At 54.0% G+C, this 13,630-nt stretch carries 14 protein-coding genes and 1 pseudogene; 9 read left to right on the plus strand and 6 right to left on the minus strand.

The features are described 5' to 3' along the window. Positions 1–16 precede the first annotated feature (16 nt). The 4 genes from ACMYSK_RS03795 to ACMYSK_RS03810 form a co-directional block, all read right to left on the minus strand. The gene (locus ACMYSK_RS03795; protein ID WP_434640348.1) at positions 17–715 is read right to left on the minus strand and encodes an RluA family pseudouridine synthase; all 699 of its coding nucleotides are present in this window, start codon (positions 713–715) and stop codon (positions 17–19) included. 129 nt (positions 716–844) lie between these two features. Continuing rightward, positions 845–1,855, minus strand: a complete 1,011-nt coding sequence (gap, locus tag ACMYSK_RS03800) for a type I glyceraldehyde-3-phosphate dehydrogenase (RefSeq protein WP_434640350.1) — start codon at positions 1,853–1,855, stop codon at positions 845–847. Positions 1,856–1,933: 78 nt separating this feature from the next. Beyond that, positions 1,934–2,914: a GlxA family transcriptional regulator gene (locus ACMYSK_RS03805; protein ID WP_434640352.1), complete on the minus strand. Its 981-nt coding sequence runs from the start codon at positions 2,912–2,914 to the stop codon at positions 1,934–1,936. Positions 2,915–3,056: 142 nt separating this feature from the next. Continuing rightward, a complete protein-coding gene (locus ACMYSK_RS03810) occupies positions 3,057–3,965 on the minus strand; it encodes a LysR family transcriptional regulator (RefSeq protein ID WP_434640354.1) in 909 nt (302 codons plus the stop codon). 138 nt (positions 3,966–4,103) lie between these two features. Here ACMYSK_RS03810 and ACMYSK_RS03815 point away from each other — a divergent pair, with 138 nt between their 5' ends. The 9 genes and pseudogenes from ACMYSK_RS03815 to ACMYSK_RS03855 all read left to right on the plus strand — a co-directional run bounded on the left by ACMYSK_RS03815 (position 4,104) and on the right by ACMYSK_RS03855 (position 11,518). Next, positions 4,104–4,679: an NAD(P)H-dependent oxidoreductase gene (locus ACMYSK_RS03815; protein WP_434640355.1), complete on the plus strand. Its 576-nt coding sequence runs from the start codon at positions 4,104–4,106 to the stop codon at positions 4,677–4,679. A 15-nt stretch (positions 4,680–4,694) separates the two neighbouring features. After that, complete coding sequence (locus tag ACMYSK_RS03820) at positions 4,695–4,991, plus strand: YciI family protein (protein ID WP_434640357.1); 297 nt, start codon at positions 4,695–4,697, stop codon at positions 4,989–4,991. A gap of 36 nt (positions 4,992–5,027) precedes the next feature. Further along, the gene (locus tag ACMYSK_RS03825; RefSeq protein WP_434640358.1) at positions 5,028–5,399 is read left to right on the plus strand and encodes a DUF2255 family protein; all 372 of its coding nucleotides are present in this window, start codon (positions 5,028–5,030) and stop codon (positions 5,397–5,399) included. A gap of 23 nt (positions 5,400–5,422) precedes the next feature. After that, the gene (locus ACMYSK_RS03830) at positions 5,423–6,445 is read left to right on the plus strand and encodes an aldo/keto reductase (protein ID WP_434640360.1); all 1,023 of its coding nucleotides are present in this window, start codon (positions 5,423–5,425) and stop codon (positions 6,443–6,445) included. A gap of 153 nt (positions 6,446–6,598) precedes the next feature. Then, a pseudogene (locus tag ACMYSK_RS03835) lies at positions 6,599–6,928 on the plus strand (carboxymuconolactone decarboxylase family protein); the annotation flags it as partial. A 379-nt stretch (positions 6,929–7,307) separates the two neighbouring features. Then, positions 7,308–8,549 (plus strand): sensor histidine kinase, encoded by a 1,242-nt coding sequence (locus ACMYSK_RS03840; RefSeq protein ID WP_434640361.1) that lies wholly within the window; start codon positions 7,308–7,310, stop codon positions 8,547–8,549. Positions 8,550–8,551: 2 nt separating this feature from the next. After that, on the plus strand, positions 8,552–9,604 hold the full coding sequence (locus tag ACMYSK_RS03845) for a response regulator (protein ID WP_434640363.1): 1,053 nt from the start codon (positions 8,552–8,554) through the stop codon (positions 9,602–9,604). A gap of 133 nt (positions 9,605–9,737) precedes the next feature. Then, complete coding sequence (gene metK / locus ACMYSK_RS03850; RefSeq protein ID WP_434640365.1) at positions 9,738–10,928, plus strand: methionine adenosyltransferase; 1,191 nt, start codon at positions 9,738–9,740, stop codon at positions 10,926–10,928. A 14-nt stretch (positions 10,929–10,942) separates the two neighbouring features. Next, positions 10,943–11,518 carry a BMC domain-containing protein gene (locus ACMYSK_RS03855; RefSeq protein WP_434640367.1) on the plus strand — a complete coding sequence of 192 codons (576 nt, stop codon included), beginning with the start codon at positions 10,943–10,945 and terminating at the stop codon, positions 11,516–11,518. A gap of 238 nt (positions 11,519–11,756) precedes the next feature. Here ACMYSK_RS03855 and ACMYSK_RS03860 read toward each other — a convergent pair whose 3' ends face one another. Next, the gene (locus tag ACMYSK_RS03860) at positions 11,757–12,584 is read right to left on the minus strand and encodes an MIP/aquaporin family protein (RefSeq protein ID WP_434640369.1); all 828 of its coding nucleotides are present in this window, start codon (positions 12,582–12,584) and stop codon (positions 11,757–11,759) included. A 96-nt stretch (positions 12,585–12,680) separates the two neighbouring features. Continuing rightward, positions 12,681–13,598 (minus strand): glycyl-radical enzyme activating protein, encoded by a 918-nt coding sequence (locus tag ACMYSK_RS03865; RefSeq protein WP_434640371.1) that lies wholly within the window; start codon positions 13,596–13,598, stop codon positions 12,681–12,683. Positions 13,599–13,630 lie beyond the last annotated feature (32 nt).

Genomic DNA, 13,630 nt, shown 5'->3' on the forward strand with positions numbered 1-13,630 from the left:
TTATATGCCGGTAGATTCAGAATGGACTGTCATTTCGCGCAGCGATGGGTTCGCCGCTGACGGGATGAACAAAATGCAATTCACTGGCGTGCAGCATCAGCCGTGGCGTCTGTTCACTGCCTGGCCACGTCAGACCATCGTAGAGATCGCAGCCCAAAATAGGGTGCCCCAGCAGCTGGCAGTGGATACGTAGCTGGTGGGTGCGCCCGGTTTCCGGGAACAGCTGTACCCGGCTCAGGGGCAACAAGATGCCCGCTGCGCTCTCGTGGGACAGACGTTCGGTTACCCGATAGCGGGAGCGGGCGGGTTTGCCGTCGATGGCGCATATCGTCATCCGCGGGAAGCGCGCCGGATCTTTTGCAATAGGGGCATCAATCACACCTTCATCATCACTGAGGTGCCCGCACAACAGCGCACTGTAAACCTTACTCACCGAACGCGCGCTGAACTGATGGCACAGCGCGGCATTAATTGCCTTATTTCTCGCCACCACCATCAATCCCGACGTGCCAAAATCAAGACGGTGAACGAGCGTACAGCCGGGGAATTGCTGTACCAGCCGATGATGTACCGAATCGAGATTCTGCGGGTTTTTTCCCGACAGACTAAGCAGGCCACCGGGCTTGTTGATCAGCAGCAGGTGCTCATCCTGATACAGGATTTCAATGGGGTCGCGACAGGGAGGCGCAATAAAAGTATCGACGATGGTAGACATGAGCGGGCGCTTAAAAAGGACGGGGGCGGATAATAGCGAATTTTCCGCCCGCTGGCGACTCTGGCGGCATATTCTCAGATGCCATGGGCAGCGGCGCCCCACGCTTGCCGGGAAGCCGCTGCCGTGTTGCTACTGCTCGCGACGGGCGATATACAGCGCCAGGTCAACCAGACGGTTGGAGAAACCCCATTCGTTGTCATACCACGCGAGGATCTTCACCATGTTGCCGCCAATGACCAGCGTTGACAGGCCATCAATGATGGAAGAGCGTGGGTCGCCTTGATAATCGCTGGAGACCAGCGGTTCATCGCTATAGCCGAGGATCCCCTGCAGCGGGCCAGCCGCGGCGGCCTGTCGGAACGCCTCGTTGACCTCTTCCACCGTAACGTTGCGCTCAAGAGTGACGGTGAGGTCAACGATGGACACCACCGGTACCGGGACGCGCAGCGAATAGCCGGTTAAACGACCGTCAAGTTCCGGGATAACTTTGCCTAGCGCTTTGGCTGCGCCGCTGGAGTAGGGAACAATGGACAGCGCAGCCGCTCGGGCGCCGCGCAGGTCTTTCTCCGGCTGGTCGTGAAGAGCCTGGCTGTTGGTGTATGCGTGGGTCGTGTTCATCAGACCGTGCCTGATACCAAAGTGCTGGTGCAGGACCTGAGCGGCCGGGGCGAGGCCGTTGGTGGTACAGCTGCCGTTGCTGACGACCGCATGCTGCTGCGGATCGTAGCGCTGGTGGTTGACGCCCATCACGATAGTTAAATCATCATTCTTGCCGGGTGCCGAGATGATCACCCGTTTTGCCCCACCACGGTGAATGTGCACCGCCGCTTTTTCACGATCGGTGAAGAAACCGGTGGCTTCGATGACGATATCCACCTCTGCGTCGCGCCAGGGAATATTTGCCGGGTCGCGTTCGCTGTAGACGATGACAGGTTGACCATCGACGCTAAGCTCCCCGTCGGCGGCTTCCACGGCCACCGGCAGAGTGCCCAACAGCGAGTCATATTTCAACAGATGGGCCAGCGTTTTGCTGTCCGTCAGATCGTTGATGGCGACAATCTGAATGTCCGGATTTCCCAGCGCTGCGCGCAGGACGTTGCGTCCGATCCTGCCGAAACCATTAATACCGACCTTAACCATGATCAACTCCTTATTTGTTGTCTCTGGCTGTACTGTAGGCTTCCGGCATTTTGGCGTAAATGACAAATAACGATCACTTTACGCCATTTTACGGCAGTGAAAACGCTGACGATATTCCCCCGGCGTCAGGTGCAGCTGCTTTTCAAAGATGCGCCGCAGGTTGATGGCGCTGCCAAAACCCGTTTGTTCGGCAACGCTTTCCAGCGTGTCGTGGGTCTGTTCAAGCCGCTCTCTGGCGGCGGCAAGACGCGCTTCGGCGACGTAGCGCGCCGGGGAGACCCCGGTTTCTCGGGTAAACACGCGGGTGAAATTCCGTGGGCTCATGGCGACTTTTTCTGCCAGGGTCTCCACGCAGAGGTCGGCGGTGATATGGCCGAGAATCCACTTCAGCAGATCGCCTATCGGCCCCGGGCTGTTGATTGGCTGGAGGTTGTAGCGGCTAAACTGCAGCTGGCCACCGGGGCGACGAAGATACATCACCATATCCTGGGCAATATCGCGGGCGAGGCTAAAGCCGTAATCTTCTTCCACCAGTGCCAGCGTCAGGTCGAAACCGGAACTGACGCCGCCGGATGTCCAGACCGAACCGTCCTGGATGTACAGCGGCCCGCCTTCGACGCGGATTTCGGGAAAGGCCGACTGCATCGACTCCAGCAGCTTCCAGTGGGTAGTTGCCCGTCTGCCATTTAGCAGACCGCTTTGCGCCAGCAGGAGCGCGCCCCCGCAAACGGAAGCTACCCGCCGCGCATGGGGCGCGGCGAGACGCAGCCAGTCGACGACGGCAATGCCTTCCTGCTCGTTTTGTCCTTTACCGGTGATGATAATGGTATCGAGGGGCTCTCGCGGATCCACTTCGTGGAGCCGATGGTCGGCGAGCAGGTTCAGCCCGGACTGACCGTGGATCACCTGATGGGGCTGGGTGGTGGCGACGGCGACGCGATAACGCGGTGATTCAGCATCATCGGCGCGCAGGCGGTTTGCCTGCATCAGAATGTCGGCAATACCGGCGGACTCAAATAACATACCGCCATCGGGCACTATAATCAGTATTTTCTTCATGTCCTGAAAAGTAAACCTTTAGCAAAATAAGTCAACAAGCGGGTGGTGGAGTCACAGCCAAATGCGGCAGGATAAAAGGCCACCTGCGCAGGGAGCACGGGGAAACAGGGGCGTGCCTTCAGCGGTGGAAAACCCGGCGCGCTTAGTTTTCCAGGTGGGAGGCGGAGTCGAGGAGAAAATCGATCAGCGCCTTCACTCTGCGGATTTTACCCGCGCTTTTTGGGTAATAGAGATAGACCGGGGGATACGTTTTCCAGTACGCCTCCATGACCGGGATGAACTGTGCTTTATCCGGCTGTAACCGATAAATGGGTTCAAACAGCCTGCCGATACCCAGCCCGTGACGTATTCCGTCGGCCATGACGTCAATATCATTACTGATGAGCTGGCCCGGCATATCAACGGTTAATTGCTCCCCGTTATCATTCAGGATCAGCGGGAGAATACGGTTGTTAGTGATAAATCGATAACCGATCAGCCTATGCTGGTGGAGGTCGGCGGGAGTGTCGGGCGTGCCAAAGGCGTTAAGATATCTCTCGCTCGCATAGAGTCCTTCGCGAAACGGCTTCATCAACTGGCGTGCAACCACGCCACCCTCAAGAATATCTCCGAAGCGGATACCCAAATCAAAACGCGCATCAACGATGTTCACGGTCCCGTCGTAAACGGAAATCTCGAGCTGAATTCCGGGGTAACGTTGGCAAAACTCCGCCATTGTTGGCTTGAGTATCAGCAGGTAGGCGAAACGGGAGAGGGTGATTCTGATTAGCCCGGACGGTTCCTGGTTTTGATCCCGAATGCTCTCAAGTGCTTTTTCCAGCGAGTCGACCGCCGGGGTGGTCTGCGCTAACAGCTGTTGACCGGCGTCCGTCAGTTCGATACGTCGCGTGGTACGGACAAACAGCGGGTGACCGATATGCTGCTCCAGCAGTTTGAGCGCTTTACTGACCGATGGCGGGGTGATCTCCAGCTTCCTTGCGGCAGCCGAGATGCTGCCTTCGCGAGCGATGCTCTGAAAGATGCGTATCTGGTTGTATATCACGTTGTTCATCACGTCATCCTGAAGCAATGGGAGAGTCGATTATTAGCTATTAGCTAAAAGTCCTTAAGCTATTAGTACCCTAAAAAACAGAATATAACCTGCTTATACTGAACCTCTGTCATACAACACACTGTAAAAGAACCGAAAATGGAAAACGTACTGATTATTTCAGGGCACCCGAATCTTGAGGCTTCTGTCGGCAATTCGCTGATTCTGCAGGAGGTTGCCCGGGCGCTCCCGGCGGTGAATATTCGCCGTCTGGATGCGCTCTATCCTGATAATAATATTGATGTTGCCGCAGAACAGGAAGCGCTGCTGAAAGCTGACGTCATTGTCTGGCAGTTTCCTTTTTCCTGGTACTCCATTCCGGGGAAAATGAAGCTCTGGCTGGATGAAGTTTTTGTCCACGGATTCGCACATGGCTCTACGGCAAAGCTCGGTGGCAAAAAGCTGGTGCTCTCCTTTACTACCGGCGCACCGCAGGCGGTTTATTCGTCTGATGGTTTCTTTGGCCACAGCGTTGAGGATTATCTTCTGCCGTTTACGACGACGGCGGCGCTGTGTCAGTTGGATCTGCAAAAGCCGGTGTACACCTGCGGAATTAGCTACGCAAATCGTGATGAAGACAAAATTGCACAACAGAAGGTGCTGGCGAAAGAGCACGCCGCACGACTGATTGCGCTTTTGCAAACGTTATCACCTGACAGCAAACAGGCTAAATAAGCACGAGGTTGCCCGATGTTTATGATTGATATTACGGTCAATGGCGAGATGAGCGCTGAACAACACGCGTCGCTTTTCCCGCAGCACGTTGAATGGTTCAAAAAGTACTTTTCTATGGGCCAGTTTGTTCTTATCGGCCCTTATACCGACGGTGAACGCTCGGGCGTCATTATTGCTCGTACGCAAAGCCGGGATGAACTGATGACTATTCTTAGCGAGGATGTTTATTATCCAGACCTTGCTCACTATGAGATTCGACCGTTTTCTCCCCGGCTGATTGCTGACAATTTGCCGCAGTTGCAGGAGGGCTAAATATTATCGAACAGGTGACGCAGAGGAGGAATAAGTATGAGCTGGAATCACGATGTACTGTCGAATATTGATGTCGCGGACGATCTGAAAATAGCGCCTTATCATCCGGACAGGCAGACGACCGGTACGCCGACGTGGATTTGGGCGGTGGCGGTTGAAAACCGGCTGTTTGTCCGGGCCTATAGCGGCGTGGCATCCCGCTGGTATCAGGCGGCACTCAGCCAGCGAGCCGGCAGGGTCTTTGCGGCCGGCCAGGTGTTTGAGGTGACGTTTTCCCCGGAAACCGACGCTGGCATGATGCAAAAAATTGACGCCGCCTATCGGCGGAAATATGCGCAAAGTCGTTATTTGTCGGCAATGGTGGGCGCACGGGCCGCGGCGGCAACGGTCGAAATCCTGCTTTGCTGATACCCTTATCAGGAGAAAAAACGATGCACTATGTTCCGTTGGGTAAAAGTGACTTGATGGTCTCCCGAATTTGTATGGGCTGCATGGGGTTTGGCGATCCCGCGACGGGCCAACACAGCTGGACGTTAAACGAAGCGGAAAGTCGCGAGATTATTCGCGATGGTCTGGAGCGCGGAATCAATTTCTTCGATACCGCAATCGCCTATCAGAATGGCTCCAGCGAGCGCTTTGTCGGCAGGGCGCTGCGCGATATGGCAAAGCGTGATCAGGTGGTCGTGGCAACCAAGTTTCTGCCGCGTACGGCCCAGGAGATTGCCGAGGGCGTCAGCGGAAAGCAGGCGATTGCCTGCTCGCTTGAACAGAGTTTGCAAAATCTGGGCATGGATTATATCGACCTTTATATCTACCACATCTGGGATTACAACACGCCGGTCATCGAGGTCCTTGAGGCGCTGCATCGCGCGGTGCAGGAGGGAAAAGTCCGGGCGATTGGTATTTCAAACTGTTTTGCCTGGCAGCTGGCAAAAGCGAATGCGCTCGCCGAACGCGAAGGCTTGACGCCGTTTGTTTCCGTTCAGAGTCATTACAATTTGATCATGCGCGAAGATGAACGGGAGCTGTTTGGGCTGTGCGCTGAAGATAATATCGCAATGACGCCTTACAGCGCGCTGGCCAGCGGTCGGTTATCGCGTATCGCGGAGAATACCACCCGACGCGCCAGTGAAGATCGCTACGCAAAAATGAAATACGACAAAACGGCGGAACAGGACCAGATAATCATCAACCGGGTGGCCGAACTGGCTGACCGCTATCGGGTGTCAATGACTGAAATTTCGCTCGCCTGGCTGTTAACAAAAGTGACCGCGCCGGTCACCGGGGTGACTAAAAAACAGCATATTGACGACGCGCTGAAGGCGGTCGATCTATCGCTCAGTGAAGATGACATTCGCTATCTGGAAGCCTGCTACCAACCGCACTTTCTCTCGGGGATCATGGCGCAAAATACCCCCCAGCATAAAGACCGCCAGCAGGTCTGGAGTCGCTAATGGCAAATCGTGTCATTTCACGCGTCTGATTGATCGTCTCAAGATGCCGATGAAAAACCGCTTATCCCAAAGGATGATTTCGCCCGAGAAGACCGTGGTACGTTAGCCATGTTCCCTTCCGGTTGATATCGCATCCGTTGCTGAAAATAAGGTAAAAGTATGTCGAAAATGAATCCATCGAGTTTGTCAGTTGCCGATATTCAGTCCGTTTCTCCTGCTCTGGCCCGCTTTGCGAGTGACGTCATTGCCGATGATCTCTGGGGGCGCAGCGAACTCTCGGCGCGTGACCGAAGCATCGTAACGGTTGCTATCCTGATTGCCAGAAACCAACCCGCGGAGCTTGGGCTGTATGTGGGGATCGCGCTGGATAACGGTGTTTTGCCCGCAGAAATCTCAGAGATCATTACCCATCTGGCGTTTTATACCGGCTGGCCCAATGCGTTCTCTGCGGTACCGGTGGTGGGGGAAGTGTTACGCACCCGTGCGGAGAAAGAGGCGTAATCCACCTCGACGTTTAGCCCGGCACCGGGAAAGACGATAAAAGAAAAATCCACGCCAGCGCGTGGATTTTTTTGTACATAACTGCATTTTTCAGAAATATGCGCGATGTTCAGATCTATTATTTTAAATTAATCAGGCCTGCCTGAGAAAATATCCTGTGTATATATTTAATGTCTTCAGCAGGAATATCATGCGAAGATTCTCATTTCTCTCGATGCAAAATGTTAATTAATGCGAATAAATAGAACATTAGGTTAACATTTTTTCTTGTTATTCATTTTTTGTTTGTGAGCGGTTTCATTATTTTTTAGCGGTAAATACGGTATGGTCTGGCTGCATTTAAGCTGACCTGGTGGATATCATGAAAAATAAATACAAACTACACGAATTTCTTGATGTTGACCGGTTGCAAACGCTGCAGGACAATTTCAGTCAATCGATGATGATTGCCCTTGTGGTGGTCGATCAAGAAGGCATTCCGGTGACCCGCGCGAGCGGTTTCTCTGATTTTTGCGCTCGATCAAGAATGAATGCCACGCTGGCCCGCCACTGCTACGATAGCGATAGCGCCGGCGGAAGGGCGGCAATGCTCGCCGGAGAACCGGTGGTTTACCGCTGTTACTGCGGTTTTGTCGAATTTGCCGTGCCAATAATGATTAATAATCATTATCTCGGCGCATTTATATCAGGGCAGGTTAAGGTCGAAGCGGAGAAAGAGCAAACCATCCCCTACATCCTGAATAACAATCATCTGTGGCAGGAGAATCCCTGGCTAATTAATCTGCATGAAAACACACCGCGCATGCCCTACGAACGCTTCGAATCCACGGCCTATACGCTGCTGCATGTTGCGTCCTATCTGGTCGAACAGGCCCATGCCAACAATATCCAGCGCGAGCTGCGACAAAAAGAGCAGGAGCTGACCAGCGAGCTGCGCAAACGCGTGGAGATCGAACGGTCGTTACACGACGCTGAATTCAAGGCGCTTTCCTACCAGATTAACCCCCATTTTTTGTTTAACGTGCTGAATACGATCGGTCGTCTGGCGTTTCTCGAAGATGCCAGCCGGACGGAAACGATGGTCCATGATTTCTCAGATATGATGCGCTATTTGCTGCGTAAAAATAACAACGGTCTGATTACCCTTGGCCGGGAGATGAATTATGTTAATTGTTACATGGCCATTCAGAAAGTAAGAATGAATGAGCGCTTTGACTATGTCTGCGACATTCCAGAGAAATATAATGAAACAGTTTGCCCGTTTTTAATTCTTCAGCCGCTGGTGGAAAACTTTTTTAATTATGTCGTCGAACCGCGTGAAACTAAAAGCCACATAAATTTACGTGCAACCGACGATGGTAAAGATGTGATTATCGATATCACCGATAACGGGGATGGTATTTCACCAGAGGATATTGAAGATATTCTCTCTGGCAATCAAAATCGACAGAAAGGCGGGATCGGTATTAATAATATTAACAACCGCCTTCAACTGTTATTTGGTGAAAACTATGGTCTGCAAATCACCAGCCCCCATAAGCCGATGCTCGGCACCACGGTAAAACTACGGTTCCCGATGGTGCCTGCTGAGCCTGGAGTGTGAGAATGTATAACATTGTGATTGTCGAGGATGAATACATTGAGTCAGAGTCGCTCAAGCGTATTGTCTCTCGCTGCGTAGAGAATTCCGTGATTCATGAGGCGTCCACGGGGAAGAAGGCCATCCAGCTTATCGATGAGCTGAATCAAATCGATATGATGCTGGTGGATATCAACATTCCGTTACCCAACGGCAACCAGGTTATTGAGTATCTCAAGCAGAAAAACACGCAAACTAAAGTGATCGTCACGACGGCAAATGATGACTTCGACATCGTGCGTCATATGCTGAGCCTGAAGGTGGATGACTATCTGTTAAAGCCGGTCAAACAGAGCATTCTCAGCGATACGATACGCAAAACGCTGCTGGTGGATGAGCAGGGGGCTGTCGCGACCCGGGAGCAACGACAGACGATAAACGGCCTGATAAGCAGCTGTGATTATCCCGGCTGGCACACGTTTCTTTTCGGCGTTCTTGACGCGGCCTACGCGGAGCAGACCCCTGATAACGGTGGTGCGGACACGCTGACTGACGTGCTCGAACTGCTTGTGCAGCATCTGGCCGGCATGGGGGATAAATATGCCCCGTGTCGCCAGAGCCTTACCGAAATGATTCAGAGCATTCATCAGCACGGGCTGTCCGCCAGCCGCTACTGGCAGACAATGGTCGGCTTATTAAACCTCAGCCATGACATATTTGAGCTGTTATTTAAAAGCGCCAGCGGCAGCATGGATTTTGTCGCCAGAGCACGCTTCCACATTGAAAAAAACATGCTGAACAACGTGACGCTGGACGATATCGCCGCAGAATCATTTGTCAGCCCATGTTACTTGAGCCGGGCGTTTAAAAAGAGTACCGGCAGTGGGTTCTCAAGCTATATCACCAGCCGCAAAATCAATATTGCCAAATCCCTGCTGCAATTCAGCGAGTTAAAAGTGAATACCATTGCTCTGGAGCTCTCCTGGCAGGATGCGAACTATTTTTGTCGGATCTTCAAGAAAGAGACCGGTATTGCCCCATCGGATTATCGCCGTACCGCCTCTCCCGAGGCAGGCTGATATTCACCCGGGCTTTTTTGCGCAGGCCGTAGCGTAAGCGCAAGAAAGTCCGCCATCCCGGCAAGATAGTTTACTCGTCGACGTTCGGCTCACCGCTAAGATGGGACACGATTCTTTAAACAGTGGCCCTGCCGTGGATGAATATCTTTTTACCTCTGAATCGGTTGCCGAAGGGCACCCGGACAAGATGGCGGACCAGATTTCTGACGCCATTCTTGATGCCTGTTTACTCAAAGACCCCTGGGCTAAAGTAGCCTGTGAGTGCCTGGTGAAAACCGGGGCGGTGATTCTGGCCGGGGAAATCTCGTCGGATGCCCGTATCGACATCGAACAGATTGTCCGGGCTACCGTGAAGTCGGTGGGCTACGACCACTCGTCGAAAGGCTTTGATGCCTCAACCTGTGCGGTTATCAGCATGCTCGGCAGGCAATCAGATGATATTGCTAACGGAATTCGTGCCCGCGATCCGGCATCGCTCGGGGCCGGCGATCAGGGAATAACTTTCGGCTATGCGTGTGATGAAACCCCGCAGCTGATGCCCGCGCCCATTCTGTATGCACACCGGCTGATGGCACGCCAGGCACAGTTACGTAAAACGGGCCAACTGGCGGGATTATTACCGGATGCGAAAAGTCAGGTCACGTTGCGTTATGGTGACGGACGAATACAGCATGCGGATACGATCGTCGTTTCCACTCAGCATCGCGCCGATATTCCGCTGGCGACGCTGCGTGAAGCGGTGATGGAAGAAATAGTGAAACCCGTTATCCCCGCGCGCTGGCTGACACCGGCCACGCGGCTTCTGATTAATCCCGCCGGGCAGTTTATCAACGGCGGGCCTGCTGCAGACTGCGGCCTGACCGGGCGCAAAATCATTGTGGATACCTACGGCGGCGCAGCGCGCCACGGCGGCGGGGCATTTTCCGGGAAAGATCCTTCGAAGGTTGATCGCTCGGCGGCCTATGCCGCGCGCTACGTGGCGAAAAATATCGTAGCTGCGGGGCTGGCAACACGCTGTGAAGTCCAGTTGGCCTGGGCTATTGGCCTTTCCCGACCGGTTTCGGTCACGATCAATACGTTTGGGACTTCCCGCCTGACGGCGAACCTGCTGGCACAGCTGGTCGAGCGTCATTTTGACCTCAGCGTATATGGCATTATCCGCCAGCTTGATTTGCTGGCACCTCGCTATCGCCAGACGGCCTGCTATGGCCATTTCGGTCGGGAAATCTTCCCCTGGGAGCGTACTGATAAGGCGCAGCGGCTGCGTGATGATGCCGCCGGTCAGCAGTCCGCGCCCGTGTGTACCCCCTTGCATGAAAAATAACAGGAGAGAGAGTTATGTCCGGGCAGAGCTTAGGCTTAATTGAAACCGTCGGCTTAACGGTGGCGGTAGAGGCCGCCGATGCCGCAATAAAATCGGCGAATGTCGAACTGGTCGGATACGAGCTGACTAAGGGCGGCGGGCTGGTGACCGTAAAGTTAACGGGTGAGGTTGGCGCCATGAACGCGGCCGTGTCGGCCGGAGTTGCCGCCGCGGGCCGGATTGGACAGGTCTACGCCTGGAAAGTGATTGCGCGCACCGCCAGCGGAATTGAGCATTTGATTGCTTCACCGCAAACGTGCGGCGCAGCGCCAGAACCTGCGTTATCCGCCGCAGACATCATTCCGGCCGCGACATCGCACCCTGACTCGGCGATACCGGTGGTCAATCTTGAGTCTGTCACCGAACCTGCGTCCTGCTTTGATATTGAGGATGCTCTGAGCGTTGCATCGTCGCAACCGCCGGTGGAGAAAGCTGAACCGGCTGAGGTTCAGCCTGCCCATGAGGAGACGGAGCAAAATGCCGAGCCGGTTCAGGCGCTGGCAGATGAGAAAAAAACGGCGAGAACGCGCGCGAAAAGCACCCGCCGCTAACCTTCAAGCTTTTCAGCTAAGCCACCTGCGGGTGGCTTTTTTTTGCTGTGTGCCTGGAGAGCGGTGGCGTGACGCCGGGTACCGTGTTTGAGCTATCGAATGTCCTCCGGACAGATCGGTCACTCTTCGCGGTATTGCTCGAGTTTGCCAGGGGAGACGAACCATTAAACGGGCAGGAGAGGGTGAAAATACTCCGCCGCGCGACTACTGCGCCGGCGGAGTGTAGATGTCAGGTCAGTTAAGGCGCCGGTTGATTCACCGTGGCGTCGACGGCTTTTGCGGTGGGAAGATGACGCCCGATACCGTAGCGGTAGATCGCCGCACCTAAGATTCCGCCGATGACCGGCGCAATTAGCGGCACGATGAAGTAGGGAATATCTCTGCCTCCGGTCATAGCAACTGACCCCCAGCCGTTGAGAAACGTAAACAGTTTTGGCCCGAAATCACGGGCCGGGTTCATAGCAAACCCGGTTAGCGGCCCGGTTGCCGCGCCGATGACTGCCACCAGCAGACCGATCAGCAGCGGTGCAAGTGGCCCTTTAGGCACGCCGTTGCCATCGTCGGTCAATGCCATAATCAGGCCAATCAGCATCGAAGTAATGACGATCTCCACCAGTGCGGCGAGCCAAACGCTGATGCTTGCCGCCGGATAGGTCGAAAAGATGCTGGCCAGATACAGGCTGTCCTGGCTGCCGCGTACCATCTGGTGGGCTTGTTCATAATCGGCGAACAGATTGTGATACAGCAGATAGGTGAGCGCGGCGCCGCAAAATGCGCCGGCCATCTGCGCCAGAATATAAGGCGTCACTTTTTTCGCATCAAAGCGGGCGAACAGCCATAATGCGATGGTCACTGCCGGGTTAAGATGAGCGCCGGAGATGCCTGCCGTCAGGTAGACCGCCAGCGCAATGCCCAGACCCCACACAATGCAGATTTCCCAAAGACCAAAGCTGGCGCCGGCCAGTTTAGCCGCACACAGTACGCTGGTACCGAAAAACATAAATAATCCGGTACCCAGAAATTCAGCGATACACGGCCCGGTTACTGATTCACGAGAGTCACTCATAGTTTTTTTCCTGTATTAAGCGATGCGTTATGCCATCTCTTAACGATTGGGGTACAAGGGATAAGAGCGCGAAATCATTTTCCTGTTGTGTCAGGGCTATCCGCCGATATGGCAATGAAACCCCATTGATTCGACGATTTTTTTCAGGCTGGCCATTTTGTCTTCTGATTGTGAGCCGGCATCGCCCATGGGGTAAATGCGGCCCAGCAGGGTATATTTATTTTCCCCAAAGGTGTGATAAGGCAGCAGATGAATGGTGTCTACGCCAGACATCAGGCGGGCAAATTCCGCGATGCTGCGAATCTCCTCCGGGCTGTCGTTCACGCCGGGAATCACGGGGATGCGCACAATCACGTGAGTAATAAAGGAGATACGAATCAGGTTTTCCAGAATAACCCGGTTATCGACACCCGTATTATGTTGATGAACAGCGGGATTAACGGCTTTAATATCCGTCAACGCCAGATCGACCCACGGGAAAACATCCTCAATGACCGCTTTGGATGCCATTCCTGTCGTTTCCATCGCGGTGTGCCACCCTTTGGTTTTACAGGCTTTTAAAAGCTCCCGGGCAAACGCCGGCTGCGCCAGCGGTTCACCGCCTGACAGGGTTATTCCGCCACCGGATCGCCGAAATAAGTTTTCCTCCTTTTGCAACTCACGCATTACCTCACTGACGGTCATGCGCTTGCCTTTCATTTCCAGCGCCTGAGTCGGACATACCGCGGTGCATTCGCCACACTGAATACAGCGTTCGCGGTCAATAAAGAAAGGGTTATTGGGTGAGAGCGCGCGCTGCTTACAGGCGTCGACGCATTTCCCACAGCGGATACAGTCGCTTTTTTTATAGATTAACTCGGGCTGAGGGCGCTGAGATTCCGGGTTGCTGCACCACTTGCAGGCCAGCGGACAGCCTTTAAAAAAAGGTATCGTGCGGATGCCGGGACCATCATGCAGGGAGTAGCGTTGAATATTGAATAAAACGCCTTCGGTATCGTATTCGACTTTGTTCATAACATCACTCGTCAAAAAAGCGACCACCAGGC

The organism is Klebsiella sp. I138, from assembly GCF_051131765.1.
In the GTDB taxonomy this organism is placed as follows: Bacteria; Pseudomonadota; Gammaproteobacteria; order Enterobacterales; family Enterobacteriaceae; genus Klebsiella.